Genomic DNA, 25,759 nt, shown 5'->3' with positions numbered 1-25,759 from the left:
GGGGGACGGCGAGCCTGCGCCATCAGCCTGCCAGGGCGATGCCACAATTCGGCCTATGCCGCGCCCTATCGAAGCCCTGATCCATGTTCCCGCCCTGGCCCACAACCTCGCCCGCGCCCGGGCCTGCGCGCCCGACGCCAAGGTGTGGGCTGTCGTCAAGGCCAATGCCTATGGCCACGGCCTGGCCGCCGCCTACGAGGGGCTGCGCGGCGCCGACGGTTTTGCGCTCTTGGATCTGTCCGAAGCCCAGACTCTGCGAGAGTTGGGCTGGCGCGGTCCCATCCTTTTGCTCGAAGGCTGCTTCGAGACCCGCGATTTGGAGCTGTGCTCGCGGCTGAAGCTCTGGCATGCCGTGCACTGCGAGCAGCAGATCGACTGGCTGGCGATGCACAAGACCCATGAGCCGCACCGCGTCTTCCTAAAGATGAACAGCGGCATGAACCGGCTGGGTTTCACCCCAAGCGCCTTGCGCGCCGCCTGGAACCGGCTCAACGCCCTGCCCCAGGTCGACGAGATTTCACTGATGACGCATTTCTCCGACGCCGATGCCAACCGCCTGGGCGGCGACGGCATCGCCCACCAACTGGCAGCCTTCGATGCCGTCGCGGCCGACCTGCCGGGAGAGCGCTCGGTCAGCAACAGCGCCGCCACCTTGCGCCACACCAGTCGGGTGCGCAGCGACTGGGTGCGCGCTGGCGTGATGAGCTATGGCGGCGTGCCGGACTATCCCGAGCACGACGCCGCCCACTGGGACCTGCGCCCGGCGATGACGCTGCGCTCCAGGGTCATCGCCATCCAGAACCTGCGGCCCGGCGACACTGTGGGCTACGGCAGCAGCTTCACCGCCGAGCGAGCGATGCGCATCGGCATCGTCGCCTGCGGCTATGCCGACGGCTATCCGCGCCACTGCCCTAGCGGCACGCCCATCCTGGTCGAGGGCCAGCGCACAGGCACAGTGGGCCGGGTCTCGATGGACATGCTCGCGGTCGACTTGAGCGAGCTGCCCCATGCCAATTTTGGCAGCGAGGTCACGCTGTGGGGCTGCGGCCCCAAGGGCGCAGTGCTGGCCATCGACGAGGTGGCCAAGGCCGGTGGCACGATAGGCTACGAGCTGATGTGTGCGCTGGCACGAAGAGTGCCTGTAACGATTCAACATATGGAGTGAATCAGATGGACATGCCCGCACATCAACTCAGCATGACGGTCCTGATGACGCCGGACATGGCCAATTTTTCCGGCAATGTGCATGGCGGCACCATTTTGAAGTTGCTGGACCAGGCCGCCTATGCCTGCGCCAGTCGCTATGCCGGGCGCTATGTCGTGACCCTGTCGGTCGACCAGGTGATGTTCCGCCAGCCTATCCATGTCGGCGAGCTGGTGACCTTTCTGGCCTCGGTCAATTTCACAGGCAGCTCCTCGATGGAGATCGGCATCAAGGTGGTGGCCGAGAATATCCGCAGCCAGATCGTGCGCCATGCCAACAGCTGCTTCTTCACGATGGTGGCGGTCGACGACGCCGGCAAGCCGGCCAAGGTACCGCCGCTGAAGCCGGTAACGCCTGACGAATGCCGACGCTTCGCCTCGGCACAGCTGCGCCGCGAGCTGCGCCAGGAGCTGGAGCAGCGCTTCCAGCAGATCCGCCAGCCGGGGGCTTGTTGAAACTCGCCTGGCAACCTCAGCCCTGGGAGCTGGAGCTCAGCTTCATTCGTGCCCAGGGGGCAGGCGGTCAGAACGTCAACAAGGTCTCCAGCGCCGTCCATCTGCGCTTTGACATCCAGCGCTCTAGCCTGCCGGCGCTGATCAAGCAACGGCTGCTGGCCCTGAGCGATCAGCGCATCACCGGCGAGGGCGTGGTCGTGATCAAGGCCCAGGAGCACCGCAGCCAGGAGATGAACCGTGCCGACGCGATCGAGCGGCTGGTCGCACTGGTGCAGAGCGTGGCCCACACGCCAAAGGCGCGCCGCGCCACCAAGCCCACCTACGGCTCGCAGCAGCGCCGGCTGCAGGGCAAGTCGCTGCGTTCGGGCATCAAGGCAGGGCGCGGCCGGGTCACCGAGTAGCGACGCGGGTCGCGAAGTAAAGGCTGACCAGACTCAGCCCCATGCCGGCCAGCGACATCGCCGTCGGCCGCCAGCCCTCGAAGACCGCCGAGATCAGCAGCGCGATCACCGGGATCACGACGCCTGTCAGAGCCGCCCGCGCAGGCCCTTGCGCCTGAGCGAGCTTGAAATAAAGCACGAAAGCGACCACCGAGCCAAACACCGCCAGATAGAGCAGCGACAGCAAGTAGGCCGGCCTGGTATCGAACTGCAGCCCGGCCCCGCTGCCCAGCGACAGCGCCAGCAGGAAGAGCGCGCCATAGCCCATGCTCCAGGCCAAGATGGGCACCAGGGGCAGTTGGCGCCTGGTAAGTGTGAGAGTCAGCACATTGCCGATGCAGGCGCAGAGGACTGCCAGCAGGCCCAGTCCCAGACCGAGCGCGGCAGTCGGCCGCGCGCCGGTGGCGGCGATCTCGGGCCAGAAGATCAGCACCACGCCCAGCACCCCGCCGCTGGACGCAAGCAAAAAGCGCCGCGTCACCGACTGGCCGAAGAACAGCCGACCTGAGAGCGCATTGCCGAACACCATCAGCGAGAACAGCACCGCCACCAGACCGCTGGGGATGTGGCGCTCGGCCTCGTAGACCGACCAGTAGTTGCCGCTGTACTGCACGATGCCGGTGGCCGCCATCAGGAGATGGGCCGAGGCCGGCAATCGCAGGCTCTCGCCGCGCCAGCGCGCCAGGCCCACCAGCAGCAGGGCCGCCAGCGCAAAGCGCCAGGCCACCGAGTTCAGCACCGGCACCGGCGAAGCCAGTTGATAGAGGATCACATGCCAGGTGCTGGCCCAGATCAGCGTAGGGATCCAGAAAAGCCAGCGTTGCTGCGCGATGGTGGGCATCAAAAAATCGGGCCGCCAGATCGGCGGCCCGCCTTCAAAGGCAAGGGAAGGAACTCAAGCCACGCGCTTAAACGTTGCCAGCAAGGCGCCAGCAGCGATAAATAGCGAGCCGAAGGTCTTGTTGAGCAGCTTCAGATGGGCCTCGGAGCGCAGCGCCGCCAGCACTTTGGCGGCCAGCACCGTGTAGCCGGCCATCACGACCAGGTCGGTAAAGCACAGCGTCACCGCGATCACCAGGTATTGCGGCGCCAGGCTGCGGCCCAGATCCAGGAACTGCGGCACAACGGCCAGCAGAAAGACCGTGCCCTTGGGGTTGACCGCGTTGATGGCCCAGCCACGTAGCACCAGACGACCGCGCGTCGTCAGCGCGGCACCCTCGGCATCGGCCGCAACCATGGGCTCGGCCGGCGCGCGCCATTGCTGCACGCCGAGAAACACCAGATAAGCCACACCCAGCCATTTGACAATGGCGAATCCCATCGACGAGGCCGCGATCAGCGCGCCCAGGCCGGCACCGACGACGACGATCTGAGTCAGGATGCCCAGCACCAGGCCAAAGGTCATGAAGTAGCCGCGCTTGAAGCCATGGTTCAGCCCGGCGCTCATCGCCGCGATCGCGCCCGCACCGGGCGACAGGCTGATCGCCCAGGACGCCGCAAAAAAAGCCAGCCACACCGACAAATCCATCACCACTGCTCCTGAACGCAAGACGGCGGACTCATCGCCCGCCGCAAGCAGGCTTTGTAGCACGGGCGGGCCGGATCGCGCCGTCACGGGCTTTACAGTCGTGCGGCAGACGGTGCCGGGAACGGTACGGACAATAGCAGGAGGATCAATGCACAATCAGGCTTCTCAGCTTCGAAGTGAGCGCAAGCTCATCGATCAAACCCGGCATCGCCTGCGGCAAGAGCGCTGGCTACGCCTGCATGTACTGCTGATCGCGGCCTGCACCCTGGGCTGCCTGTGGCTGGGTGGCGCCCTGCTGCGCATAGCGGGTGTCGAATCGCTGGCCTGGCGCTTTGCGCTGGTCTTGCCCTTCACTTACCTGGTCTATCTCGGTCTGTTGCGGGTCTGGGCGGCCTATTTGCTCAGCCGCGAAGAAGGCTCGCTCGATGCGGCCGAGCTCGCCGGCGAACTGCCCTTGCCGCGCCGGGGCGGCTCCTGCGGGCCTGAGTTCAGTAGCGGTGGGGGCGGCGACTTCGGCGGCGGCGGTGCCAGCGGCGACTTCGCCGAGGGCGCACTGAAGGTTGGCGGAGAGGCACTGGGGGCCCTCGACGAGGGCGCGGTGGTGGTTCGGCCGCTGGTCGCGGTGCTGGCCATCGCCGGCCTGCTGGCCGGGCTGCTGGGCGCCGGGGTGTTTGCGCTGTTCGGCGTCGAGGTGCTGATGGCGGTGGCGGTCGAGGTGGCCCTGGCCGCGCTGGCCGGTGGCTTCGCCTGGCGGCGCCAGCGTGAGGGCTGGCTGCTGCGGGCGCTGGGGCACACCTGGCGAGGGGCGCTGGCGACGCTGGTGTTTGGTGTGGCGCTCGGCGCGGCGATCGACCACTGGCTGCCCCACGCGCAGTCGCTGCCACATGCGCTGAGCCTGTGGCGTCACAGCTAGGACAATCCGCCCTCATGGCCAAAGACAAAACCATCTTCACCTGCTCCGAATGCGGCGGGACCAGCGCCAAATGGCTGGGCAAATGCCCGGCTTGCGGGGCCTGGAATACCTTGATAGAAGGCCCGGCGGAGGCCGGCGGCAGCGGCGGCAAGAACCGCTTCCAGGCCCTGGCCAAGAGCCAGCCGGTGGCCACGCTCAGCGAGATCGAGGCCAGTGACTTCGAGCGCACGCCCACCGGCCAGGAGGAACTGGACCGGGTACTGGGTGGCGGCATCGTGGCCGGCGGCGTGGTGCTGATCGGCGGCGACCCGGGCATCGGCAAGTCCACCTTGCTGCTGCAGGCAATCGACGATTTGTCGTCCCGGCTGCCGGTGCTCTACGTGACCGGCGAGGAATCGGGCGCCCAGATTGCGATGCGCTCGCGCCGGCTGGGCTTGGCCGGCGCGAAGGTGCGGGTGTTGGCTGAGATCAGCCTGGAGAAGATCCTGGCGACGATCGAGGTCGAGCAGCCGGCGTTCTGCGTGATCGATTCGATCCAGACCGTCTACTCCGAACATCTCAGCTCGGCGCCAGGCTCGGTGGCCCAAGTACGCGAATGCGCGGCCCATCTGACCCGCACGGCCAAGGCCAGCGGCTGCTCGATGGTGCTGGTGGGCCATGTCACCAAGGAGGGCGCGCTGGCCGGGCCTCGGGTGCTCGAGCACATCGTCGACACGGTGCTGTACTTCGAGGGCGACACCCACAGCAGCTTCCGCCTGGTGCGCGCGATCAAGAACCGCTTCGGCGCGGTCAACGAGATCGGCGTGTTCGCGATGACGGACAAGGGACTCAAGGGCGTGGCCAATCCCAGCGCCATCTTTTTGTCCACCCATGGCGAGCCGGTGCCGGGCAGCTGCGTGCTGGTGACGCTGGAAGGCACCAGGCCTATGCTGGTCGAGCTGCAAGCCCTGGTCGACAGCGGCGGACCGAGCCCGCGCCGCCTGAGCGTCGGCCTGGACCGTGACCGGCTGGCGATGCTGCTGGCCGTGCTGCATCGCCATGCCGGCGTCGCGACCATGGACCAGGATGTGTTCGTCAACGCGGTGGGCGGCGTGCGCATCAGCGAGCCGGCGGCCGATCTGGCCGTGCTTTTGGCGATTCAGAGCTCGCTGCGCGGGCGGCCGCTGCCCAAAGGCTTCATCGCCTTTGGCGAGGTCGGTCTGGCCGGCGAGGTGCGGCCGGCGCCGCGCGGCCAGGAGCGGCTCAAAGAGGCGGCCAAGCTCGGTTTCAGCGTCGCCGTCGTGCCCAAGGCCAATGCCCCGAAGAAACCCATCGAAGGCCTGACCGTGCATGCGGTCGAGCGCATCGAGGACGCGATGGATCTGGTCAGGGGGCTTTGAACTCGCCCGGCGCCCGAGTCTCGCCACCCATCAGACGCCGACCGGCGCGCTTGTTGCGGTACATCGAGTCATCGGCCGCCTTGGTCAGGCTCAGCTCGTCCTGGCCGTCCTCGGGATAGAGCGCCAGGCCCAGCGAGCAGGTGATCTCTATATGCAGGCCGTTGAGCTCCATCGGCAGTGCTACCTGGTTGAAGATCTTGTCGGCCACCAGCTGGGCGGTCTCGCGCGTCACCGGGCCGGTGAGAAGCACGACAAACTCGTCGCCGCCGATGCGGCCAACCGTGTCGGTCTCGCGCACCGAGCCCTTGATGCGGCGCGCCACGGTCTGCAGCAGCTGGTCGCCCACCGCATGGCCGAACTGGTCATTGATGGGCTTGAAGCGGTCCAGGTCTAGCAGGATCAAGCCCAGGTTCTCGTTGTAGCGGCGCGAATTGGCCAGCGCGAAATGCATGCGCTCGTCGAAATGGGCGCGATTGGCCAGCTCGGTCAGCGGGTCGTGCAGCGCCATGAAGCGCAACCGCTCCTCGGACTGGCGCCGTGCATTGATATCGGACAGCGTGCCGATGATGCGCAGCGGCCGGCCCTGCTCGCCGCGCTCGACCACGGTAGCGCGAGCCAGCACCCAGTTCCAGCCGCCGCTGCCACTGGCCACCCGGTATTCGCTGACCAGGCTGGGGCTCTGCCCATCCAGGCAGCGCTGCAGCTCGGACTGCAGGCGCGGCAGATCCTCGGGATGGGTGCAGGCCAGCAACTGCGACAGATTCGGCTCGCCCTGGCCGGGCCGCAGCCCCATGATGGTCTTCCAGCGCGCCGAGCTGCTGATGCTGCCATCGGCGGTGTGCAGATCCCAGACGCCGTCGCCGGCCCCTTCCAGGGCGAAGGCCCAGCGCTGCTCGCTCTCGCGCAGCGCCCGGGTCATTCGCTCGGCCAGCGCCAGCGCTCGGCCTCGCGAGGTGGCCAGCAACCAGGCCAGCAGCGACAGCAGCCCCGACAGGCCGGCGCCGGCCAGCAAGACGGCTTCGGTGCCAAGCGCGCCGCGCAGGCTGGCAAAACGCGGCTGAGCCTGCAAGCTCACCGTCCATGTGTGGCCGCCCACCACCAGAAATTCCTGCGCCTGCAGCAACGGCCGGACGCGCTCGTCCTCGGTCGCGAGCACCGAGCGGTACAGCAGCCGGTCCGCGGCCAGCTCCTGGCCGTCGTACAGCGCCAGCAGCAGGCCGGGCGGCAGCTCACCGTAGAGGCTGGCCATCAGCTCCTGCACCAGCACCGGCGCCACCGCCCAGCCGCGCAGCCGCTCGCGCCGCTGCGTCACCGAGGTCGGCGGCTCATTGCCGCGGTAGATCGGCAAGGCCATCAAGAAGCCAGCCGGGTTCCCGTTCTGCAGGCCAGGCAGGGCCAGCTTGGTCGAAAGCGCCAGCCGGCCAGAGTCGCGCGCCGCCTCCAGCACCTCGGCCAGCAGCGGTTCGGCCAGCAGATCTCGACCCAGCATCAGCTGGTTGCGCTCGACGCCGGGCTCGATCTGCACTACCGGGGCATGATGCGGGCGCTGGCCCTCGGGCCAAATCCGGAAGGACTCGTTGCCGGCCAGGCGTTGGCGGCGCAGCAGCTCGGGCAGGTCGGCGGCATTGACCAGCAAGGCCAGGCCCAGGCCCTGCAGCCCGGCGTAGTCGGCACCCAGCGGCAAGGCATCGACATAGCGCCGCAGCGCCGCAGCATCGGTTTGCGGATAAGCCTCGACAAAACCACGCAGCCCCTGCAGCAGATGCTCATGGGCCGCCATGCGCTGCTCGACGCGCTGACCGACATCGCGCAGGCTGGCGTCGAAAGCGGTGCGCAGTTGCCGCTCCTCGTGACGACACTGCTGCTGCCAGACCAGCAGGCTCAGGCCCAGGCCGGCGGCCAGCACCAGCCACGGCAAGCCGCGCCAGCGCAAACCCATGGCATGTGGAGCGGTGGTGCCCAAGATGCAGGACCTCTTGACTTCAGAACTGAACCATAGCCCTTGCCAGCTCGGGTTTGAAATATTTCTCAAATATGCGCAGCACCGTGCCATCACGCCGCATCTCGTCGACCAGGGCCCGCCAGCGGCCCTGCTCGGCCTCTGACAGGCTGGCGCGCGACATGATGAGCCCGTGCGGCACCGGTGGGTCGCCGAACTCGATGATCTGGCTGAGCTCGCGCAAGCGCTCCGACTCCAGCGTCGGGTAGTCGAAGGGCTCGACGATCATGGCCTGGATCTGGCTGGCCTGCAGGGCCTTGAACAGCGGCGCCAGGCCCGAGGAAAGGGTTATGCCTTGCCGGGCACCGACCACATCGACCAGGCGATTCGCGCTAGCGCTATAGCGGAAGCTGCGGATCACACCCAGCTTCAGCCGGGGGTTGCGCTCGAAGTCCTCCAACCGCGCGACCTGAGCATCGCGGCGCACGAGCAGATAGTACTTGTTGGAGAAATACCAGGCGAATGCGGCGAACTTCTCGCGCTCGGCGTTGCTGATACCCGACAGGCTGAAGTCCAGCGCACCCGATTCGATCAGCTGCCAGATGCGTGCGCGCGGCAGCAGCGAGACATGGAAGCGGCAGCCGCTGCGCCGCGCCAGTTCATCAGCGATGTCCTTGTCGATGCCCTCACCGGTCTCGGCAGAATACAGCAGGCCATGGTCATGCAAGGCAAGGCTCAGCGGGCGCGAGCAGTCGGGCCTGGCCTGCGCCAGGCCCAGGCAGCCGGCCAGCACGAGCAGCAGCATCCAGTGCTTCTTTTGACGACACACAACGGCCTCCCGCCGCAGCCCAGACGGGGCCAAGAATACGGCAAGCCGGGTGACAGGCCTAGAACAGTCGGCCGCGCAGCCAGCGCCGCAGCCGGGCCCACAGGCCGTCGCTGACGGGCAGTGGGGCTGCGACCGGCGCCGCCAGTTGGGCCTCAAAGCGACCGAAGAACTCGCCGATGATCTTCTGCGCGGCGGCCTCGATCACGCGCGAGCCGATCTGGGCCAGCTTGCCGCCGATCTGCACCTGGGCCTCGTAGCTGAGCAGGGTCAGGTCCGGGCCTTGCGGCGTCAGCCGCACGCTGGCCGTGCCCTTGCTGAAGCCAGCCGGGCCGGCCTGGCCCTCGAAGTTGAGTCGGTAGCCATGCGGCGCCTCGATATTGGCCAGGCTCAGCTTTCCGGTGAAGCGCGCGCGCACCGGGCCCAGCGCTGCAGCGACCACCGCCTCCAGTTGCTCGGGCGCGCTGCGCCGCAGGCTCTCGCAGCCGGGAATGCTGGCCTGCAGCACCGCATCGTCGTTCAGCGCCGCCCAGACCGCGGCCTGCCCGCAGCGCAGCAGTTTCTCGTTCTTGATCAACATGTTGAGGGCAGGTCCGTGGACAGAGGAACGGCGGCGTGGCCATGCTTGGCGGCCAACACCGCATGCCAGTCGCGCCAGGCACGGCCGGGGTGGATCTCGCCGCAGCCGGCGCAGCGGCGCTGCTCGGCCGGGGTGTCATAGAAGGTCTGGTAAACCCTGGGCAGGTCGTTGACGATGCTTTGCAGCTGCACCTCGCGGCGCAGCACGAGGCCACCGCAATGAGCGCAGGTCCACTCGAACGCGTCGATCACGCCCTGCGCGCGCTGGCGCTCGATCACCAGGCAGACGCTGCCGGCCTCGGGCCGCTGCGGCGAGTGGCGCACATGGGGCGGCAGCAAGAAGATGTCGCCCTCGCGCAGCCCGACGCGCTGGTACTGGCCGCGCTCGCACAGCAGAAGATGGGCCGTGCCCTTGAGCTGGTAGAAGAACTCCTCCTGCGGGTCATCGTGGAAATCGGTGCGCTGGTTCGGGCCGCCGACCACGGTGCAGATGAAGTCGGCGTCCTGCCAGATCTGTTGATTGCCCACCGGGGGCTTCAGCTCGGCCGCGTGCGCGGCAATCCAGCGCTGCAGATTCAGCGGGGGTCCAAATTTAAGCATTTAGAAAAGTCTCCATCTATGATCCGGCCGCCCATGTCGAACGACCCTCTTCTTCCCAGCACGACCACCACCAAGCTGCGGCCCGCCAATGTGTCGCTCAAGCAGCTGCGCGGCTTTGCCGCCGTCGCGCGCGAGGGCAGTTTCACCCGTGCGGCCCAGCAGCTGTTCCTGAGCCAGTCGGCGCTGTCGGCCCTGATACGCGCGCTGGAGGCCGAGCTCGGCCTGCGCCTGCTGGACCGCACGACGCGCCGGCTGGAGCTGACCGAGGCCGGCCATGAGCTGGTGCCCACCGTCGAGCGGGTGCTGGCCGATCTGGACCATGCCGCCCATGACCTGCGCGCGGTGGCCGAGGCGCGCCGCGGCCGGGTGCGACTGGGCACGACGCCGCTGCTGGCCGCCAGCATGATGCCCGAGCTGATGCACAGCTTCCAGGCAGCCCACCCCGGCATCGCACTGAGCCTGCTGGACGCCAGCGCCGACCAGTTGGTCGGTCAGCTGCGCTTGGGCGAGCTGGACCTGGCACTGGCCACCTTCGACGACGCGGCCGAGCCCGACCTGCAGTTCGAACCGCTGCTGGCCGATCCCATGGTGCTGGTCTGCGCCGCCCGCCATGCACTGGCCGGCGCCAAGCAGCTGCGCTGGGCCGATCTGCTGGACCAGCCGCTGCTGCTGATCAAGCCCGGCAGCGGGCTGCGCGCCCTGGTCGAGCAGAGCTTTGCGCCTTTGGGTGGCTGCCCGCGCCCGGCCCAAGAAGTGGCCCATATCAGCACCGCGATGGCGATGGCCGCCGCCGGCCTGGGTGTGGCCATCCTTCCGGCCTATGCGCTGAAGGCTGGCGGGGCCGCGCCGCAGGGCCTGGTCGGCGTGCCGCTGACCGAGCCCCGGGTGCTGCGCCAGCTGAGCCTGGCCCAGCTGAAGCAGCGCTCGCTGTCGCCGGCGGCGCGCGCCATGGTCGAGCATCTGAGGACGCATCTGCAGGCTCCGGTCGCTGTCAAACGCTCACCGCGGCGCGCCGCGCCATGATGGTGCGCAGCGCCGAGTAAGGCGTCACCAGCGAGGTCTTGGGGTTGTCGGGCGACGGCAGGTTCTGCACCTGCAGGCTGATCCGGCCTACCCGGCTGTGCGCCTCGATCTCATGCACATTGCCGCTGGCCTGCGGGTCGGCGATCAGCTCGACCTGGGTCTCATCCAGCCCCAGCGTGCACAGCGCCAGGGTCGCGGCCACATTGGCATTCTTCGGATACTGGCGCGCCGCTTCGCGGGCCGTGCCACTGAAGAACACAGTCGGCTCCCTCACCGCGGCCAAGTCCAGCAAGGCCTCGGCCGGCGTGTCGCGCCAGGCCCGAGGCGGTTTACGCGAGCGGTAGCAGACACTGTGCAGACCGGCCAGCCGCGCAGCCTGCAGCCAGTCCAGCCCGGCCAACGCGCCCGACGGCAGCAAGACCTGACGCCCCTCGGCGCCGGCCTTGCGTTGCAACGCATCCAGCAGGGCCGCGTCGGACAGCGCGCCGACCGAGACGATCAAGAGATCCGCCCCGGCCTCCAGGCAGGCCTCGCCGTGGCAGCGCACCGCATCGTGGCCGGCAGCCTCGACCACCAGCTGCGGGCCCAGAGCCAGCAGTGAGTCAATCTCGGTCATCACCGGCACGCCCAGGCCCTCGCCCTCCTGCGCATGGCGACACAGCACGCCCACCAGTTCGACACCGGCAGCAGGCCCCAGATCCAGCAGCTCGGCGGCGATCACACGGCCGATCGCCCCGTGGCCGATCAGGGCCACTCTCATTGCTTTGTTGTCTTGCTTCACCTTGCCATCTCCAGGGCTTGATGCACCACACGGCGGGCCAGCACGGCCGCCAGATGGGCGCGGTAGTCGGATCCGGCATGCAGATCGCCGGCCATCAGGTCTTGATCGACGCGCAGACCTTGCAGCGCGGCCGGTTCGAAGCGGCGCACTAGCGCGGCCTCGAAGGCGGGCAGACGCTGCACGCCCTGGGCCGTACCGCTGACGGCGACGCGCACAGCGCCGTCGTTCAGCTGTGCCACGGCCACGCCCACCAGCGCGAAGCGCGAGGCCGGCTGTTCGATCTTCAGATAGGCAAAACGCCGCGGTCGGCGCAGGCGCAGGCCGCACAGCAGCTCGTCCGGCGCCAGCGCGGTGCCGAAGAAGCCGGTGAAGAAATCATCTGCGGCGAGCTCGCGCCGGTCGGTCGCAAAGCTCGCGTCCAGTGCCAGCAGCCCGACCGGCCAGCAGGCGGCGGGATCAGCATTGGCTACCGAACCGCCCACCGTACCCATCGCCCGCACCTGGGCATCGGCGATATGGCCGGCCATCGTGGCAAGACCCGGCACCCAGGCGCGCAGCGCTGCCGACGCGGCCAGCTCGCGATGGGTCTGCATCGCGCCGAGCAGCAAGCAGCCGCTCTGCTCGCGGCTCTCGCGCAGCGCCGCGATGCCGCCTAGATCGATCAGCCGCGCCGGTGCCATCAGGCCCAGCTTCATCGCCGCCAGCAGGCTTTGCCCGCCGGCCAGCAGCTTGGCATCGACGCCGTCGCGCAGCAGGGCCATCACCTCTGCCACCGAGCCGGGACGGCAATACTCGAAATCATGCATGGTCCGCACCCTCGCGCATTTCCGTCAGGCCCTCGCAGACCGCAGTGACGATGCCCTCGTAGCCGGTGCAGCGGCACAGATTGCCGGCCAGCGCCGCGCTGACCGGGCCGGGCTCGGCAGGCACGCTCTCATGCGCCATCGCGCAAGCCCGCATCAGCATGCCCGGCGTGCAGAAGCCGCATTGCAGGCCATGGTGCTTGGAGAAAGCCCTTTGCAAGGGATGCCAGCCCACTGCAGGTGCCAGGCCCTCGACCGTCTGCACCGCAGCGCCGTTGGCCTGCAGGGCCAGCAGATTGCAGGCCTTGACCGCGCGACCGTCCAGCAGCACGGTGCAGGCCCCACACTGGGCGGTGTCGCAGCCCCGGTGGCTGCCGCTCAGGCCCAGCTGCTCTCGCAGCAGGTCCAGCAGCAGGGTGTTGGCCGGCAGGTCCATGTCCTGCGCCTTGCCGTTGACGGTGAGTGTGAGGCGCGGCATCGCGCTCAATCCAGCTTCAAGCCGCTGAGGGCAAACTGCTCGCGAATCTTGGCCTTCTCGGCCTCGGTCAGCGGCAAGAGCGGCCGGCGCACCGGCCCGCCGACGCGGCCCATCAGCTCCAGCCAGTATTTGCTGTGCGCCTGCGGCTTGCCCTTGGGCTTGCAGGCCTTGAAGGCTTGGCGCGCCGACTCCAGGCTGTCACGCACAACCCTGGCCTCCTTGAACTTGCCCTCGAAGGCCAGCCGGGTGTAGTCGTTGATGCGCTGGTCAGCGCCGGTTTGCAGCAGCAGCGGCGGGGTCGAGCACAGGTACAGGCGCCAGCCCAATTCCTCGATGTTATCCAGCCACTCCTCCTCCGAGGCGGTGCTGACCTGGATCTGCTCGCCGACCAGGCGGCTCAGCTCGACATACATCTCGCGCGGCACGCTGTACTTGATCGCGACGATGTTCGGCAGCGCGGCGATGCGGGCGCACAGCTCCGGGCTCATCAGATAGCCGCAGTCCGGGTGGTTCCACATCGCGATGCCGATGTCCAGCTGCTCGCTGATATGGCGGTAGTACTCGTAGATGGTCTCGTCGGTATCGGCGCCGAAATGCAGCACAGGGCTGTGCACGACGATCCAGTCGGCGCCCACCACCTGGGCATGGCGGCCCAGCTCCAACACAGTGTCCAGATTGGTGTCGGAGCAGGACATCACGGTGCGCGAGCCCAGGCGTGACGCTTCCTCGGCGGCGATCTCGAAGCTGCGCTTGCGCTCAGCCAGCGACATCGAGAAAGACTCGCCCTGCTTGCCGCAGACGAACAGTCCGCCGAGCTTGAGCCCGCCCATCCAGTGGCGCAGATTGGCGCGAAAGCCATCTTCGTCGACGGCGCCGCTGGTATCGAAAGGCGTCAGGGTCGCGGCCCAGACGCCGGTGAAGTGAGCCTTGGCATAGGCCTTGGCGTCCTGCTTGCTGTAGTTCATGGCTTGCTTTGCGTGTTGTCTTGATGAAGGGCCCGCCACAGGCGCTCGGCCGTCAGCGGAAAGTCGAGTTGTGGGCGGCCGCCCAGCGGCCGCAGCGCGTCATGCGCGGCGTTCAGGAGTGCGGCGGGCGCGCCGATGCAGCCGGCCTCGCCGACCCCCTTGGCGCCCAGCGCATTGGCGGCGCTGCGGGTGGGCAGGCTCGCAAGCCGCAGGCGAGCCGGCATGTCATCGGCGCGCGGCAGCGCGTAATCCATCAGCGAGCCGGTCAGGAGCTGCCCCTGCTCGTCATAGACCAGACGCTCCATCAGGCCCTGGCCCAGGCCCTGAGCCAGGCCGCCGATCAGCTGCCCATGGACCAGGGCCGGCGCGACCACCTGGCCAGCATCGTCGACCCAGACCAGATCCTCGATGCGGGGCTGGCCGGTCTCGCGATCGATGGCCAGCGCCAGCATCACGCAACCGGCCGCCCAGGCCTCGTGCGCGACCTCGTGCACCAGGTCCACGGTGTGCGGGCGCGCCGCGCCGGCGGCCAACTCCGCGCGCAACTGCTGCGCCGCCTTCAGCACCGCGCTGCCGCCGATGGCCGTGCTGCGGCTGGCGAGCGCGCCAATGCCAACCGGGCAGGTGGCGGTGTCGCCATGGAGCACGCGAATGTCGGCGGGCGCACAGCCCAGCGCCTGGGCAGCGATCAGCGCATAGCTGGTCTCGCGACCCTGGCCCTGGGCCGTGGCGCCGGTGGACAACAGGTAGCGGCCATCGGCATGGGCCGTGAGGCGCACGCTCTCGAAGCCCTGGCCACAGGGCTCGACATACAGGGCGATGCCCAGGCCCAGCAGCTCGCCGGCCGCGCGGCGGCGAGCCTGATCGGCACGGCGCTCTTCGTAGCCGAACAGCTCGGCGGCGCGGCGCAGCAGGGCCGGCAGATCGCAGGCATCGAGGCGCTGGCCATTGGGCCAGTCGGTGGGGAGCTGCTGCGGCGCCCAGCAATTGCGAAGACGCAGCGCCAGCGGGTCCAAGCCCGCGCCGGCGGCGGCCTCGTCGATCAGCCGCTCCATCAAGAGGGCGGCCTCGGGCCGGCCGGCACCTCGGTAGATGCCCACCGCAGCGGCATTGGACAGGCGGCCCTCGCCGCACACCGCTTGCACCGGCACGCGGTAGGGCCCGGGCAGGATGCGGCAGGCATTGCGCAGCGGCGCGGCCGCACTGTAGGTCAACCAGTGGCCCAGCGCAAAGCGCAGATCGGCCTGCAGCGCAGCGAGGTGGCCATCGGCGTCCAGCCACAGCCGGCCCTGCAGCCGAGCGGCGCGACCATGGGTGGCTGACAGCAGGTCTTCGCCACGCGTGGCTTGCCACAGCAGCGGCCGGCAAAGTCGGCGTGCGGCCCAGGCCAGCATCAGGTCTTCCGGAAACACCGAGGCCTTGCCGCCAAAAGCGCCGCCGACATCGGGCGCCACCACCCTCACCTGTTCCAGCGCCAGGCCCAGCGCCAGCGCCAGGTCCTCGCGGGCGCGGCTGGGGGTCTGGGTCGACAGCCAGGCATGCAGGCCCTGGCCGTCCCAGCTCAGGAGCGCGGCGCGCGGCTCCATGGGCGCCGGCGCGACCCGGGGCAAGGCGATCTGCGCCTCGGCCGCTGGCGGGCTCTCGGGCAGACGCCCCACGCTGAACTCGCTGCGCAGCGCGACGTTGTCGGGCAGGCCGGGATAAAGAGCAGGCGCGTCGTATTGCTGATGATCCAAGGCCGGAGCCAGGTCTTGGTAGTCAGCCCACACCAGATCGGCCGCCGCCTGGGCCTGGGCCCGGCTCTCGGCCAGCACCAGGGCGACAGGCGCGCCGACCGCCAGCACCCGGTCGGGCGGCACCAACTCGGCCTCGGGCAGGTTCATGTCGGCGAGCAGGCGGTTGACGCGGGGCTGGCGCAGGCCGACAAAATCGGCCGGGCCCAGCACCGCCAGCACACCCGGCTGGGCCTGCGCCTGGGCCATCTCCAGGCCGAGCAGTCGCGCATGGGCGTGGGGGCTGCGCACAAAGACCGCGTGGGCCTGGCCGGCCAGGCGGATGTCACCGACAAAGCGCCCGCGCCCGCTCAGCAGGGCCGGGTCTTCGACGCGCAGGAAACCGGCGCAGGCGACGTCGTGGATAGCGGCTTGTTCGGTAGGCATGGGAGCGATTGGACACAGGGCAACGCAGCAATACAAACGCAAAATATTTGTTGATTCAGCTGTTTTGTTTCTGAATTGATTGCCTCACCGGAATGCAAAGGAGTTCAGACATTTTGGATACCTATTACATTACATGTATACATGGCATCATTTAAGCATCCATTGCAACGAGGCCGATGTTATGAAGAAGACCTTTCCAACCCCCGTGTCGCGCAGAACCAGCCGGCTGGCCGCGCTGTTTGCTGTGGCCATGCTGGGCGCCAGTGGCGCCGCCTTCGCTCAGGCCGAGGGCAGCGCGGTCAGCATCTACGGTTTTCTGAAGGTGGATGCCGAGATCGTCAGCGGCGGCAGCAAGGGCAGCCTGAAGCGTCTGGCCAATAACCTCTCGGTGCTGGGCTTTCGCGCCCGCGAAGATCTGGGCGGTGGCCTCAGCGTCTGGGCCCAGATCGAAACCAATGTGCGGGCCGACACCGGCGAAGGTCCCTGGGGCGGCCGCAACACCGGCATCGGGCTCAAGGGCAGCCTGGGCGAGTTGGTGCTGGGCCAATGGGAGACACCGTTGCGCTTTGTCTCGATCTATGCGGTGGATCCCTTCACGGCAGGCATCTTTGCCTCCAACAGCCTGATAGGCAACGGCTTCGCGACCGCGGCCAATGGCGCGGCGGCCTCCTCCTTCGACCGCCGCCAGCCCAATCTGATTCAGTACTGGAGCCCCAGCATCAAGGGCTTCAGCGCCCGGCTGGCCTGGGCGCCCAGCGAGGAGAAGACCGACAGAACCGCGCCCGAGCTGTTCTCCGGCCTGCTCAGCTACAGCCAGGGCCCGCTGTATGCCGCCTACGGCTACGAGCTTCACCGCGAGTATTTCGGCCCCGGCAGCGCCGACAGCGCGCACCGCGTCGGCATCGCCTATTCATTCGGACCGACACGGCTGCGCGGCAGTTGGGAGCGGCTGCGCTACGAACCGGCGCCGGGCCAGCACCTGAGCCGCAATGCCTGGCAGCTGGCCTTGACCCATCAGCTGGGCGTCAGCGGCAGCCTGCGCGCCTCCTATGTGCGGGCCGGGCGCTCCAGCGGCAATGCCAGCTCGGCCATCGGCGGCATCGCGCGGGCGGGCAGCGACTCGGGCGCCAGTCAGGTGTCGCTGGGCTATGGCCACACGCTGTCCAAGCGTACCGAGCTGTGGGCCGCCTACACCCGCATCAACAACGGCGCCGACGCGCTCTACAACCTGTCGGCCAACAGCTTGGCCGGGCTGCAGGCGGGGCAGGATCCGCAGGGCCTGGGCCTGGGCATCACGCATCGCTTCTGAGGGCGCAGCGATGCCGGATCGCGGCTCAGGCGGCAGATTTGCGCGGCCGGCCGCGCGTCGCGGCCTTGGCGGGCGGCTTGGCCTCCGCCGGGGTCCGACGCGACCGCGCGGCCTTCGCCGTCGGCGCCGCCGCCTCGCCGGCCTGCTGCTCGCGCAGCAGTTCCAGCACATTGATGGACAGGCGGGCCGTGTGATTGCGCATCGCTTCGTAAGAGGCCTCGGCGTTCGACGCGACGATGGCGGCGATCACCGCCTGGTGCTCGTCGTTCGAGACGCTCAGTCGGCGCTCGACCTTCTTCTGCGCCGCGCGGAACGGCGCCAGCCGCTCGCGCAGGCTGTCGAGCACGCCGGTCAGCGTGCGGTTCTGCGCGCCGGCGCCGATCAGCTGGTGGAACTGGTGGTTCAGCTCCAGATAGCCGGCCTCATCGCCGCGCGCCACGCAGTCCTCGCTCTGCTGCTGCAGCATCTGCAACTGCTTCTTCTGCACTGCGCTCATGCGCTCGGCGCTGATGCGGCAACACAGCGCCTCCAGCTCCACCATCGCCTCCAGCATGTCGGACAGATCGCTCAGCCCGATGCTGCGCACGATGCCGCCCTTGCGCGGCTGCAGATCGATCAGCCCTCGCGCAGCCAGCTCGCGCAGCGCCTCGCGGATCGGCGTGCGCGAGACCTGGAAGCGCTCGGCCAGCACCAGCTCCTCGAGTTTCTGGCCCGGCGGCAGTTTGCCGCTGACGATGTCGTCGGTCAGGCTGCGACAGATGGCGGCGGATGCGTTGTTGGCCATGCGTGATCAATCCCCGGGTGCGGGCTGCGCCAGCCCTTGTTCGTGGTGCTCGGCCAGGGGCGCGCGCAAGACCTGGCCCCGGCGATTTTAACTGCGCCAAACACATAACATCCGTGTTCTGCGCTCATTGAATACATGGTAATTATCATGTATACATACGACCTCAATCACCCAAGACACTCACTTACCCATCCACAGGAGACCCTCACATGGCTAATGGCAAGCTGCGCCACATCGCGATTTCGGTGCCCGACCCCTGGGCCGTCGCCCCGTTCTACATCGAGTCCTTCGGCTTGAAGAAGGTCGGCGAGACCGATTCCTCGCTGGCCCGCGGCATTTATCTGAGCGACGGCACCGTGACGATCGCACTGCTGAAATACAAGACCGACGAGGCCGCCGGCGAGCGCGGCCGCGACTATGTGGGCTTGCACCACATCGGCTTCTGGGTCGACGAGATCAAGCAGGCCCGGGCCGAGTGCGAGGCCGCCGGTGGCACCTACTACATGGGCGAGGTGCCGGTAAAGGGCAACAGCTTCTACGAGGTCAAGTACCGCGACCCGAACGGCGTCATCATCGACCTGACCGACCATGGCTGGGGCGGCGCCTCAAAGGACGGCGGTGCCCAACCCGACGGCCCGGCCCTGCGGCATCCGGACCTAAAGGCCGAGCGCAGCGGGCTTTGACAGGCGGCGGCCGGCGCGAAGGCTTCAGCAGAAGGCTTTGCGCTGCAGCCTCAGCGCGTCCCGGTCTATGCTCGCCCGCAACAGCTCTGCGTCGGCGGGGCTGACACCCAGTCGCCTGAAGTGCGGCTCCCATCGATCGACCATGCGCGCCACCTGCTGGATCAGCTCGATGGCGCGCGCTCTCTTGAGGCCGAACTCATTGAGCCCGGTCAGCGCATTCTCCAGGCTGGACTGTGCCCCGGCCCGGCCCACCGAAAGCGCCTGGTAGCCCAGGTTTTGCAGCGTGGGCAGCACGTCGTATGCCGGGGCCAGTTCGTAGTAGCCATCGAAGCCCAGACGCAGGCTGTGGTTGCGCTCATGGTCGTCGGTGTTGTCCATCAGGATGTTGAACACCATGCGCCGGAACAGTTCCTCGCGCATCGCGCCCTGGCGATCCGGGTGCCCCAGGCGCAGCAGCACAGTGGCCAGATCGCTATAGCTCTCGTCCAGGCGAGCGGCGCGCAGCACGGTTCGGGCCGACAGGCAATGCATACGATAGTCGCCCCGGCGGTCGAAGCGCGCAATGGTCAGCGCATGGCGCGCCCTGCCATGGCGCGGGGGAATGGGCAGCACGCCGGTCGCGGCCACCTCGATGCCGGCCAGCGCCGCCAGTGTCATCGTCGCATGCTCGACCAGGGGCGTGTCCACCGCGTCATCCAGCTCGGCAAACTTGATGACGCAGGGCCCGGCGTCGGTCTGCAGCAAGGCCTTGGGTCGCGCGCCGCCCAGCGTCACGCCGGGCTGGATCAGCCGCTGCATGTCAGCCGTAAGCGGTGCTTGGGTCTGCACATCTTCGATAGCAGCACTCAGCGGCGCCAGATCGCGCAGCTGCGGGTAGGGGCCCATCGCACGCGGCACGTACTGTTGGGCCGAGACCGAGACGCCGAGTGCACCGAAGCGGTCGTCGCCGGCAAACAGCAGCATCTCCAGAATTGACAAGCGGGCGGGCCGGTCGATATGGCGAATGATTCGCTCCCCCCAGCGGTCGGGCCGCGCATCGTCGATCGCGCCCGGCGCGCTGCCTCTCTCACCGGCCGTGAAGTCCTGGCCCTGCAGCAGGGGCAGGTCCTCGCTGAGTGCAAAGTGCCACCACTGGGCGTCGTAGCGAAAGCTCGCGCAGTCAGCGACCAGTTGCGACAGCCCGAGTTCGCCCACCAGGGTGGGCGCGGCAGGATTCACCAGCATCCAGACGTAGAGCCGGTCCTGAGGGATGTAGGTCTGCGGGGTGACGGCGGGGATCGTCATCCGCTCACCCGACTTTTGGTGGGGTGCTCGACAACAAGGCAGCCAGGCCGTCGGCCGCAGTACGGCTCGCGCCGGCCCGGGTTCGGGCCGGTACCGGCTTCCTGCCACCGAGCTTGCCGATCTCGCGCTCCAAGGCCGCATGGTCCTGGAGCGGGGAAATCAGGTCGGCCAGGCCCTCGGCCCGGTTAATCAACCACATGCACATCACATAGGAGGCCATGGCCACGGCCGGATCACCACGCTCGATGCGGGCCATGGTCGGCTGCGACACCCCCAGCTTCCTGGCCCATTGCGCCTGCGTTTCACCACGCCGCTTGCGCGCAACAACGATGTTTTGAGCCAGCTGCTCAATCGCTTGCAAGACCGCCTGAGGATAGTTGGCAGGGCTGGTGTTCTGTCGCGGCATACATAGATATTATTTGATCTGTGTTTTTTTGCAATCCTATGAATAATTGAGGCGGTAATGGCTTCGTGTGCATCCGCAGAACTCGGCATGGGCTCGACAACTCCAAGCAGGGCTTATTCATAAATAGTCGAAAAAATCAAACATTGACAACATCTATGTATTTTTTACAGCAGGTCGGGCCGCTCAGCGCTCAGCTGCGAACCTCAAGATCGAAGGCCAGAAGCTTCCACTGGCCTTGTTCCAGCACATAGCGCTGCTCGAAGTCCACACGGCTCTTGTGCAGCTGGTAGTGCCCGGGCAGCACCAGCACGCCCTGGGCGTCGACGCGGGCGGCCTCGATCTGCGGCTCGTGCTTGTTCAGCACGGTCAGATCGCCGATGTCGAACAGCGGTCGGTAGGCCTCGTCGAGCTTGGCAACGCTGAACTGACGCTGCCACAGCTGCGAGATATTGCGATGAAAGCGCGCCATGCTGCGCTCGCGGGTGGAGACAGTGAACTCGTGCATGGCCAGCTTGACCATCTCGGCCTTGGCGCGCTCGTCGGGCAAGGCCGGCTGCGGCTCTGGCGTCGTGGCGTCGGCGACGCCAGCCGGGTCGCGCCCGATGGCCTGGATGCGCCAGGCATCGCCTTCCTTGACCAGCGTGATGCTGACCGGGATGGTGCCGCCGCTCGCAGCTTCCAGCGTGCCGCGCAGCTCGCCGCGCGCGCCGCTGACCTTGCGCTGCGACCAGCTGGTGTCGGCAATGTCGCTCATGCCCTGGCCGCGCAGCTGGCGCGTCAGGCCTTCTTCACTGAGACTGTCGCGCAGCTCGCGGGCCAGCAGCGCGCGTGCGCCGGCCATGTCCCGCTGGCGTGCGGCGCTGAAGAACTGGTCGGCGGTGCTGGCCAGGCCGGCAGTCAGGTACAGGCCGGCGCCGACCGCCACGCTGGCCAGGCCCAACAGGGCGGCGGCAATCTTTTTCCAGGGTTTCACGGCAATGCTCCTTGCGACAGAGGGTGGAGATGGTGTGGCACCGATGACTCAGGGAGCGTCCTCGCCATCGGCGGCGAACTCGAGGAAGCGGTAGGGGCCGTCCACGCGGCCGAAATAAAAGGCGTAGGGCCGGCAGAACACGACCCAGCGATCGCCGCCATCCGGCAGCGCCGCCTGCCTGGCCAGGCAGCGGCGCTGAGCGTCAGCAAAAAGCAGCCGCGGCATTTCGCGCACGAAACCGGCACGGTCTAGCGCGCGCCCCTCGAACAAAAAGGGCAGTCGGCTCAGGCCGGCCAGGGCCGGGCCGTCCTGGACGCTGACGGCAGCACGGAAACGGGCGTGGAAACCGGCAAAGTCCTCGGCCCACACCGGCCGCCAAAACAGCGCCAGCGCCAGCAGCAGCAGTCGTGGCTGTCTCGTCCTGGGCCGCCTCACCACAGGCCCAGCCAGCGCGTCTTCGTCACCGCCTCCAGACGGGCCACAGAGTGCTTGTGGGACTGCAGGTTCCAGGCCGTGGCCTCGGCGCGCTGGCGCGCCAGATCGAGCGGGCGTGCCCCGACGGCGAGAGGCTCGCCCGGCCCGAAGGCGCGCGACATGATGGGGGCTCGGTAGCGGTAAGGCGCCGTGGTGCGCAGCTGCGGGTCGGCCCCATGCGCCAGCAACCAGTCGATGCCGCGCACGCTGTCGTGCAGCGCGGCAAAGTGCAGCGGCGTGAGACCGCCCTGGTTGCGCACATTCACCCCGGCCACCAGCAGGCGCGGGTGGAACACCGTGTGAAGGGGCACGTTGCCGCGCGGGTCGGTGACCAGCGGATCGGCACCGCCGTCCAGCAAGGCCTCCACCGCTGCGTAGCCGGCCATATGGATGGGCTGCCTGCCCTCGGCATCCAGCGCAGCGATGTGGGCCCCACGTGCGATCAGCAGCCGCGCGCAAGGCCCGCAGCCGAAGCGGGCCGCAAAGTGCAGGGGAGTTTCAGCGTCATCGCTGGTGCGTGCGTTGGGGTCCAGGCCGGCATCTAGCAGGCGCTGCAACGCCGGCTCGCCCGCGCCGAGGTGGATCGCCTTGTGCAACACGGTGGCGCCGCCCATCGGGTCAATCGGAAAGGGCTCGCCGCTGCGCTGGTGCCGCGCGATCAGCTGCTCCAGCCCCGTCAGCTTGTTGCCGGCAAAGACGGCTTTGAAGGCCTGCATGCCTTCATCCTGTGCCCACAGCGCGCCCGCCATCGATCCCAGCAGCAGCGCGATGGCGTAGCGGCGAAGCAGCGCGGACAGGGGGATGCTCATCGGGGCCTCTCGGGTCGACGCGCCGGGATGGCGCACGAGAGGCAGTGTCACAAGCGCAGTTATCGGCCGCGCTTCGCGCGGCGTATCTCTGTGTTTCTTATGTTGTCAGGGCACGGGCCCTCGCGGCATCAGGCACTGCGCGCGGCGCGGGCGGCGTCGAGCTGGGCGCGCAGCTCCGCGACCTCGGCGGCCAGGTTGTCGCGCGCGGTGACCGCGCCGACCAGCTCCATCTCGGCGGCCAGGCGCGCATCGGACTCGCCCGCAGAGCTCGTCAGCTGGCGCTCGAGCTGGCGGCGCAGCTCGGCGATCTGGGCGTCCTTGCCCTCGATGGCCAGCTGATCCTTGGCCTTGCCGACCAGGGCGTTGGACGCGATGTCGCGGGCATGGCGCAGTTCTACCGTCAGCCGCTCGATGCTGGCATCGCGATCCGCCAGCGCGACTTGCGCCTGCTCGTTCGACTGCCGCAGTGCAGCCAGGTCGCCCTCTGTTTGCGCTAGGCTATCACGCAGCGGCGTAGCCGCGTCCTCCGCCAACTGTCTAGCCCAGCCGCTCAGCGCGGCGGTGATCGATGCGGGGACAACAAGGTCCGCACCGAGCCGCGCCTGGGCGGCGGCAACATCGCTGGCGGTGGTTTCTTGGCCTGACATATCAATTTCCAGTGAGGTTGCGGGCTGGCCCATGCAGAGCAAGGGCGACCGCCCTGGCCTGTTTCTTTAATGCAGCAGGCATTGTCAGGCGGGTCAGATCAGCCAATTGCGCAAAACCTACCAGCGCCTGACTGCCCCAGTATCCAGATGCACAAAACGCTCCGCCGGGTAGTAGCCGACACCGCCGGCGCCCAGCGCCAGCGCGGCGTCGCGCAGCGCGGTGAGCGGCACTCCGGGCAGGCGTACATCGATGGCGCGGCCCTGCAGATGCAGGCTACGCGTAGCGACACCGCCGCCGCCGGCCTTCCTGAGCCGGCTGTTGGTGGCCTCGCAGCGGTAGCCGGAGATCACCTCAAAAGCCGCGTCCGGCTCTAATCTCAATTGTTGACGCAGGCGGTGCAGCTGATCAAACAGCAGCGGGTCCATGCGACCGACCTCGCCGCTGTAGTGGTCGCGCAGAAAGCGGTTCAGCCGCTGCAATGCGTCGGGCAGGTAATACGCCCCCGCGGCATAGACCAGGGCGATGCGCTCGCCGGTGTGGGTGTGGGCCAGCGACAGCAGACGCTGCGGCGCGCCAGATGCCTCGCTGACCGCCATGGCGGCGCCGGCGCTGGAGGTCGCCAGCAACGCAGTTGCGCCCAAGGCGGCGGCGCCACTACGGCGCATGAAGTCGCGCCGGCCGCTCACTGCGCAGCCCCCGCTTTGGCCAGAGCGGCGGAGCGCTGACGCAGCGCCTGATCGAGCACGCGGTCATGGCCGTAGATGTCGGCGAAGAAGTGCACCGGGCCGGCGGTCTGCTTGACCAGGGCCGTGCCATAGGCGATCAGGACGGGCATCGGGGCCTCCAGCTTCAGGGTCGCGGACTTGCCCGCGCTCATCGCCTCGCGGATGCGCGGCTCGTCCCAGCCGGACTGCTCCTGCAGCACGAAGCGGGCCAGGGCCAGCGGGTCCTCGACGCGGATGCAGCCATGGCTGAAGTCGCGCCGCTCACGCTGGAAAAGATCCACCGACGGGGTGTGATGCAGATAGATATGGTCGCTGTTCGGAAATGCAAACTTGATATCGCCCAACGCATTGCGCGGCCCGGGTCGCTGGCGGATGCGCAACTGGCCGGCCAGCACCGCGTCTAGCGTGGCGGCGCTGGGTCCGCCCGCGCGGGCCGCGCCGCTGGCGCTGTCGACAAACTCGAAGCCCTGCTGCTCGAAATGGCTTGGGTCGCGGCGCAGTCTGGGCACCAGTTCCCCGCGTGCGATCGAGGGCGGCACATTCCAGTAAGGGCTGAACTCGATATAGCGCATCGTCTCATCGAATAGCGGGGTGCGCATGCTGCTGAAGGCCTTACCGACGATGACGCGCATCTCCTCGCGCACCCTGATCGCACCCTCGGGGCCGGGCCCGACTTCGTAGGCACGCAGCACGAACTCCGGGATGTTGATCGTGATCATGCGCGGCGCCAGCTGCAGCGGGGTCCAGCGCAGCCGCTCCATCGTCAGCTCGATCTGGCGCCGCCGCGCGGCCGGTGCCACCTGCAGCTCGGCCAGCGTGGCCGGGCCGATAACGCCATCGTCGCCCAGGCCGTGACGGCGCTGGAAGGCACGCACCGCGCCAACCAGCGGCTCGGCATAGCGCTGCGCCGGCTCGGCATCAGTGCCGGCAGCGGCAGGGCTAGCGGGCAAATCGCCCAGCGCGACCAGGCGCCGGGCCAGCAGGTCCAGGTCCACATAGGGCTCACCGGACTCAAGCTTTCTTCCCCCCTTGCCGGCTGCGGGCAGCGGCGCCAGCGGCCGCTGCCAGGCCGGGTGCTGCTGGCCCAGTGCGCGGTACTGGGCCAGCACCTCGCGCAAATCGCCATACAGAGGCAGCTGAGGGGCCGCAGCAGTTGCTGCTGCCGCCAGACCTGAACCAGCCAGGGCCTGCTGCAAATAGGCGGCTGCATCGAAGGGCTGACGCTCGGCCGGGCTGAAGCGGTAGTGGATGCTGCGCGGATCGATGCGGCCCCGGTGCAGGTCCTGCAGATAGCGGGTGGTCGCGGCGCTGAGCCGCTCGGCAAAGCGTTCCCGGGCCGCCGGCTCGGCCCCGTTCTGCAGCTCGGCCAGTGAGCGCTCCAGCGCCTGAACCTGATAGTCCTGCGGCTCCAGCCCATGGCTAGCGGCTGACTGCAGCAGCGCCAGTGCCTGCCTGGCCTGCGGCGTGGGCCGGCCGGGGTCGCTGGGGTCGAACCAGGGGGAACTCGCTGGCTGACTCTGAGCGGCGGTGGCCAGCACAGCGGACAGCATGACGAGAATCAAGACACGGGGAGCAGCGCGCATCGCCCCATT

Annotated in this window: 28 protein-coding genes; 8 read left to right on the top strand and 20 right to left on the bottom strand. The window is 68.3% G+C overall.

The genetic code is table 11. The annotated features are described in order from the left end of the window. The first annotated feature begins 55 nt into the window (after window positions 1-55). The 3 genes from alr to arfB are packed head-to-tail and all read left to right on the top strand — an operon-like array spanning window position 56 to window position 2,060. Complete coding sequence (gene alr, locus OOZ63_RS21330; protein ID WP_266007628.1) at window positions 56-1,165, top strand: alanine racemase; 1,110 nt, start codon at window positions 56-58, stop codon at window positions 1,163-1,165. A gap of 5 nt (window positions 1,166-1,170) precedes the next feature. Continuing rightward, window positions 1,171-1,659 (top strand): acyl-CoA thioesterase, encoded by a 489-nt coding sequence (locus OOZ63_RS21325; protein ID WP_137945714.1) that lies wholly within the window; start codon window positions 1,171-1,173, stop codon window positions 1,657-1,659. Beyond that, a complete protein-coding gene (gene arfB, locus OOZ63_RS21320; RefSeq protein WP_266007627.1) occupies window positions 1,656-2,060 on the top strand; it encodes an alternative ribosome rescue aminoacyl-tRNA hydrolase ArfB in 405 nt (134 codons plus the stop codon). Before OOZ63_RS21325 ends, arfB begins: the two co-directional genes overlap by 4 nt. Here the strand turns inward: arfB and OOZ63_RS21315 are convergent. Continuing rightward, window positions 2,050-2,940, bottom strand: a complete 891-nt coding sequence (locus OOZ63_RS21315; protein ID WP_266007626.1) for a DMT family transporter — start codon at window positions 2,938-2,940, stop codon at window positions 2,050-2,052. The genes arfB and OOZ63_RS21315 overlap by 11 nt on opposite strands. A gap of 54 nt (window positions 2,941-2,994) precedes the next feature. Then, entirely contained in the window at window positions 2,995-3,627 is a 633-nt protein-coding gene (locus OOZ63_RS21310) for a LysE family transporter (RefSeq protein WP_266007625.1), read from the bottom strand. Window positions 3,628-3,775: 148 nt separating this feature from the next. Here OOZ63_RS21310 and OOZ63_RS21305 point away from each other — a divergent pair, with 148 nt between their 5' ends. Next, window positions 3,776-4,540, top strand: coding sequence for a hypothetical protein (locus tag OOZ63_RS21305; protein ID WP_266007624.1), 765 nt, complete (start codon window positions 3,776-3,778; stop codon window positions 4,538-4,540). Window positions 4,541-4,554: 14 nt separating this feature from the next. Then, a complete protein-coding gene (gene radA / locus OOZ63_RS21300) occupies window positions 4,555-5,919 on the top strand; it encodes a DNA repair protein RadA (RefSeq protein ID WP_266007623.1) in 1,365 nt (454 codons plus the stop codon). Here the strand turns inward: radA and OOZ63_RS21295 are convergent. The 4 genes from OOZ63_RS21295 to OOZ63_RS21280 all read right to left on the bottom strand — a co-directional run bounded on the left by OOZ63_RS21295 (window position 5,906) and on the right by OOZ63_RS21280 (window position 9,863). Then, a complete protein-coding gene (locus tag OOZ63_RS21295; protein ID WP_266007622.1) occupies window positions 5,906-7,858 on the bottom strand; it encodes a GGDEF domain-containing protein in 1,953 nt (650 codons plus the stop codon). The genes radA and OOZ63_RS21295 overlap by 14 nt on opposite strands. A 43-nt stretch (window positions 7,859-7,901) precedes the next feature. Next, complete coding sequence (locus tag OOZ63_RS21290; protein ID WP_266007621.1) at window positions 7,902-8,663, bottom strand: substrate-binding periplasmic protein; 762 nt, start codon at window positions 8,661-8,663, stop codon at window positions 7,902-7,904. Between the two features lie 82 nt (window positions 8,664-8,745). Next, window positions 8,746-9,264: an SRPBCC family protein gene (locus OOZ63_RS21285; protein WP_266007620.1), complete on the bottom strand. Its 519-nt coding sequence runs from the start codon at window positions 9,262-9,264 to the stop codon at window positions 8,746-8,748. Continuing rightward, window positions 9,258-9,863, bottom strand: coding sequence for a 3-hydroxyanthranilate 3,4-dioxygenase (locus tag OOZ63_RS21280; protein WP_266007619.1), 606 nt, complete (start codon window positions 9,861-9,863; stop codon window positions 9,258-9,260). Before OOZ63_RS21280 ends, OOZ63_RS21285 begins: the two co-directional genes overlap by 7 nt. 33 nt (window positions 9,864-9,896) lie before the next feature. Between OOZ63_RS21280 and OOZ63_RS21275 the strand changes: the two genes are divergently transcribed. Beyond that, the gene (locus tag OOZ63_RS21275; protein WP_266007618.1) at window positions 9,897-10,886 is read left to right on the top strand and encodes a LysR family transcriptional regulator; all 990 of its coding nucleotides are present in this window, start codon (window positions 9,897-9,899) and stop codon (window positions 10,884-10,886) included. Here OOZ63_RS21275 and OOZ63_RS21270 read toward each other — a convergent pair. The 5 genes from OOZ63_RS21270 to OOZ63_RS21250 are packed head-to-tail and all read right to left on the bottom strand — an operon-like array spanning window position 10,855 to window position 16,072. Further along, a complete protein-coding gene (locus OOZ63_RS21270) occupies window positions 10,855-11,646 on the bottom strand; it encodes an aspartate dehydrogenase (protein WP_266007617.1) in 792 nt (263 codons plus the stop codon). The two genes, OOZ63_RS21275 and OOZ63_RS21270, sit on opposite strands and share 32 nt — an antisense overlap. A 17-nt stretch (window positions 11,647-11,663) precedes the next feature. After that, on the bottom strand, window positions 11,664-12,473 hold the full coding sequence (locus tag OOZ63_RS21265; protein ID WP_266007616.1) for an FAD binding domain-containing protein: 810 nt from the start codon (window positions 12,471-12,473) through the stop codon (window positions 11,664-11,666). Further along, window positions 12,466-12,948: a (2Fe-2S)-binding protein gene (locus OOZ63_RS21260; protein ID WP_266007615.1), complete on the bottom strand. Its 483-nt coding sequence runs from the start codon at window positions 12,946-12,948 to the stop codon at window positions 12,466-12,468. The genes OOZ63_RS21265 and OOZ63_RS21260 overlap by 8 nt, the downstream gene beginning before the upstream one ends. 5 nt (window positions 12,949-12,953) lie before the next feature. After that, entirely contained in the window at window positions 12,954-13,913 is a 960-nt protein-coding gene (locus OOZ63_RS21255) for a dihydrodipicolinate synthase family protein (protein ID WP_266007614.1), read from the bottom strand. Further along, window positions 13,910-16,072, bottom strand: a complete 2,163-nt coding sequence (locus OOZ63_RS21250; RefSeq protein WP_266007613.1) for a xanthine dehydrogenase family protein molybdopterin-binding subunit — start codon at window positions 16,070-16,072, stop codon at window positions 13,910-13,912. The genes OOZ63_RS21255 and OOZ63_RS21250 overlap by 4 nt, the downstream gene beginning before the upstream one ends. A 205-nt stretch (window positions 16,073-16,277) precedes the next feature. Between OOZ63_RS21250 and OOZ63_RS21245 the strand changes: the two genes are divergently transcribed. Beyond that, window positions 16,278-17,381 carry a porin gene (locus OOZ63_RS21245; protein WP_266007612.1) on the top strand — a complete coding sequence of 368 codons (1,104 nt, stop codon included), beginning with the start codon at window positions 16,278-16,280 and terminating at the stop codon, window positions 17,379-17,381. 25 nt (window positions 17,382-17,406) lie between these two features. On the opposite strand, the gene OOZ63_RS21240 is transcribed toward OOZ63_RS21245, so the two are convergent. Further along, window positions 17,407-18,165 carry a GntR family transcriptional regulator gene (locus OOZ63_RS21240; RefSeq protein ID WP_266007611.1) on the bottom strand — a complete coding sequence of 253 codons (759 nt, stop codon included), beginning with the start codon at window positions 18,163-18,165 and terminating at the stop codon, window positions 17,407-17,409. Window positions 18,166-18,374: 209 nt separating this feature from the next. Here OOZ63_RS21240 and OOZ63_RS21235 point away from each other — a divergent pair, with 209 nt between their 5' ends. Further along, window positions 18,375-18,848 (top strand): VOC family protein, encoded by a 474-nt coding sequence (locus OOZ63_RS21235; RefSeq protein ID WP_266007610.1) that lies wholly within the window; start codon window positions 18,375-18,377, stop codon window positions 18,846-18,848. Between the two features lie 24 nt (window positions 18,849-18,872). Here OOZ63_RS21235 and OOZ63_RS21230 read toward each other — a convergent pair whose 3' ends face one another. The 8 genes from OOZ63_RS21230 to OOZ63_RS21195 form a co-directional block, all read right to left on the bottom strand. Beyond that, complete coding sequence (locus OOZ63_RS21230) at window positions 18,873-20,132, bottom strand: type II toxin-antitoxin system HipA family toxin (protein WP_266007609.1); 1,260 nt, start codon at window positions 20,130-20,132, stop codon at window positions 18,873-18,875. Window positions 20,133-20,136: 4 nt separating this feature from the next. Then, window positions 20,137-20,538 carry a helix-turn-helix transcriptional regulator gene (locus tag OOZ63_RS21225; protein WP_266007608.1) on the bottom strand — a complete coding sequence of 134 codons (402 nt, stop codon included), beginning with the start codon at window positions 20,536-20,538 and terminating at the stop codon, window positions 20,137-20,139. Between the two features lie 190 nt (window positions 20,539-20,728). Further along, entirely contained in the window at window positions 20,729-21,511 is a 783-nt protein-coding gene (locus OOZ63_RS21220) for a hypothetical protein (protein WP_266007607.1), read from the bottom strand. Between the two features lie 48 nt (window positions 21,512-21,559). Then, window positions 21,560-21,946 (bottom strand): hypothetical protein, encoded by a 387-nt coding sequence (locus OOZ63_RS21215; protein WP_266007606.1) that lies wholly within the window; start codon window positions 21,944-21,946, stop codon window positions 21,560-21,562. After that, window positions 21,943-22,794 carry an ankyrin repeat domain-containing protein gene (locus tag OOZ63_RS21210; protein WP_266007605.1) on the bottom strand — a complete coding sequence of 284 codons (852 nt, stop codon included), beginning with the start codon at window positions 22,792-22,794 and terminating at the stop codon, window positions 21,943-21,945. Before OOZ63_RS21210 ends, OOZ63_RS21215 begins: the two co-directional genes overlap by 4 nt. 128 nt (window positions 22,795-22,922) lie before the next feature. Then, the gene (locus OOZ63_RS21205) at window positions 22,923-23,441 is read right to left on the bottom strand and encodes a hypothetical protein (RefSeq protein WP_266007604.1); all 519 of its coding nucleotides are present in this window, start codon (window positions 23,439-23,441) and stop codon (window positions 22,923-22,925) included. Between the two features lie 117 nt (window positions 23,442-23,558). Next, window positions 23,559-24,107 carry a YcbK family protein gene (locus OOZ63_RS21200; protein WP_266007713.1) on the bottom strand — a complete coding sequence of 183 codons (549 nt, stop codon included), beginning with the start codon at window positions 24,105-24,107 and terminating at the stop codon, window positions 23,559-23,561. A gap of 17 nt (window positions 24,108-24,124) precedes the next feature. Continuing rightward, a complete protein-coding gene (locus OOZ63_RS21195; RefSeq protein ID WP_266007603.1) occupies window positions 24,125-25,750 on the bottom strand; it encodes a L,D-transpeptidase family protein in 1,626 nt (541 codons plus the stop codon). Window positions 25,751-25,759 lie beyond the last annotated feature (9 nt).

Origin of the sequence: Paucibacter sp. PLA-PC-4 (genome assembly GCF_026241155.1) — a bacterium.
GTDB lineage: Bacteria > Pseudomonadota > Gammaproteobacteria > Burkholderiales > Burkholderiaceae_C > Roseateles_E.
The sequence above is the reverse complement of the archived record's forward strand: the minus strand, read 5'-3'. Positions and strand labels throughout refer to the sequence as shown.

Bases quoted from the DNA above. Each gene is read 5' to 3' on its own strand.
- alr (WP_266007628.1), top strand. From the start codon at position 56: ATGCCGCGCCCTATCGAAGCCCTGATCCATGTTCCCGCCCTGGCCCAC.
- OOZ63_RS21325 (WP_137945714.1), top strand. From the start codon at position 1,171: ATGGACATGCCCGCACATCAACTCAGCATGACGGTCCTGATGACGCCG.
- OOZ63_RS21315 (WP_266007626.1), bottom strand. From the start codon at position 2,940: ATGCCCACCATCGCGCAGCAACGCTGGCTTTTCTGGATCCCTACGCTG.
- OOZ63_RS21310 (WP_266007625.1), bottom strand. From the start codon at position 3,627: ATGGATTTGTCGGTGTGGCTGGCTTTTTTTGCGGCGTCCTGGGCGATC.
- OOZ63_RS21305 (WP_266007624.1), top strand. From the start codon at position 3,776: ATGCACAATCAGGCTTCTCAGCTTCGAAGTGAGCGCAAGCTCATCGAT.
- radA (WP_266007623.1), top strand. From the start codon at position 4,555: ATGGCCAAAGACAAAACCATCTTCACCTGCTCCGAATGCGGCGGGACC.
- OOZ63_RS21295 (WP_266007622.1), bottom strand. From the start codon at position 7,858: ATGGGTTTGCGCTGGCGCGGCTTGCCGTGGCTGGTGCTGGCCGCCGGC.
- OOZ63_RS21290 (WP_266007621.1), bottom strand. From the start codon at position 8,663: ATGCTGCTGCTCGTGCTGGCCGGCTGCCTGGGCCTGGCGCAGGCCAGG.
- OOZ63_RS21285 (WP_266007620.1), bottom strand. From the start codon at position 9,264: ATGTTGATCAAGAACGAGAAACTGCTGCGCTGCGGGCAGGCCGCGGTC.
- OOZ63_RS21280 (WP_266007619.1), bottom strand. From the start codon at position 9,863: ATGCTTAAATTTGGACCCCCGCTGAATCTGCAGCGCTGGATTGCCGCG.
- OOZ63_RS21275 (WP_266007618.1), top strand. From the start codon at position 9,897: ATGTCGAACGACCCTCTTCTTCCCAGCACGACCACCACCAAGCTGCGG.
- OOZ63_RS21270 (WP_266007617.1), bottom strand. From the start codon at position 11,646: ATGAGAGTGGCCCTGATCGGCCACGGGGCGATCGGCCGTGTGATCGCC.
- OOZ63_RS21265 (WP_266007616.1), bottom strand. From the start codon at position 12,473: ATGCATGATTTCGAGTATTGCCGTCCCGGCTCGGTGGCAGAGGTGATG.
- OOZ63_RS21260 (WP_266007615.1), bottom strand. From the start codon at position 12,948: ATGCCGCGCCTCACACTCACCGTCAACGGCAAGGCGCAGGACATGGAC.
- OOZ63_RS21255 (WP_266007614.1), bottom strand. From the start codon at position 13,913: ATGAACTACAGCAAGCAGGACGCCAAGGCCTATGCCAAGGCTCACTTC.
- OOZ63_RS21250 (WP_266007613.1), bottom strand. From the start codon at position 16,072: ATGCCTACCGAACAAGCCGCTATCCACGACGTCGCCTGCGCCGGTTTC.
- OOZ63_RS21240 (WP_266007611.1), bottom strand. From the start codon at position 18,165: ATGGCCAACAACGCATCCGCCGCCATCTGTCGCAGCCTGACCGACGAC.
- OOZ63_RS21235 (WP_266007610.1), top strand. From the start codon at position 18,375: ATGGCTAATGGCAAGCTGCGCCACATCGCGATTTCGGTGCCCGACCCC.
- OOZ63_RS21230 (WP_266007609.1), bottom strand. From the start codon at position 20,132: ATGACGATCCCCGCCGTCACCCCGCAGACCTACATCCCTCAGGACCGG.
- OOZ63_RS21225 (WP_266007608.1), bottom strand. From the start codon at position 20,538: ATGCCGCGACAGAACACCAGCCCTGCCAACTATCCTCAGGCGGTCTTG.
- OOZ63_RS21210 (WP_266007605.1), bottom strand. From the start codon at position 22,794: ATGAGCATCCCCCTGTCCGCGCTGCTTCGCCGCTACGCCATCGCGCTG.
- OOZ63_RS21205 (WP_266007604.1), bottom strand. From the start codon at position 23,441: ATGTCAGGCCAAGAAACCACCGCCAGCGATGTTGCCGCCGCCCAGGCG.
- OOZ63_RS21200 (WP_266007713.1), bottom strand. From the start codon at position 24,107: ATGCGCCGTAGTGGCGCCGCCGCCTTGGGCGCAACTGCGTTGCTGGCG.
- OOZ63_RS21195 (WP_266007603.1), bottom strand. From the start codon at position 25,750: ATGCGCGCTGCTCCCCGTGTCTTGATTCTCGTCATGCTGTCCGCTGTG.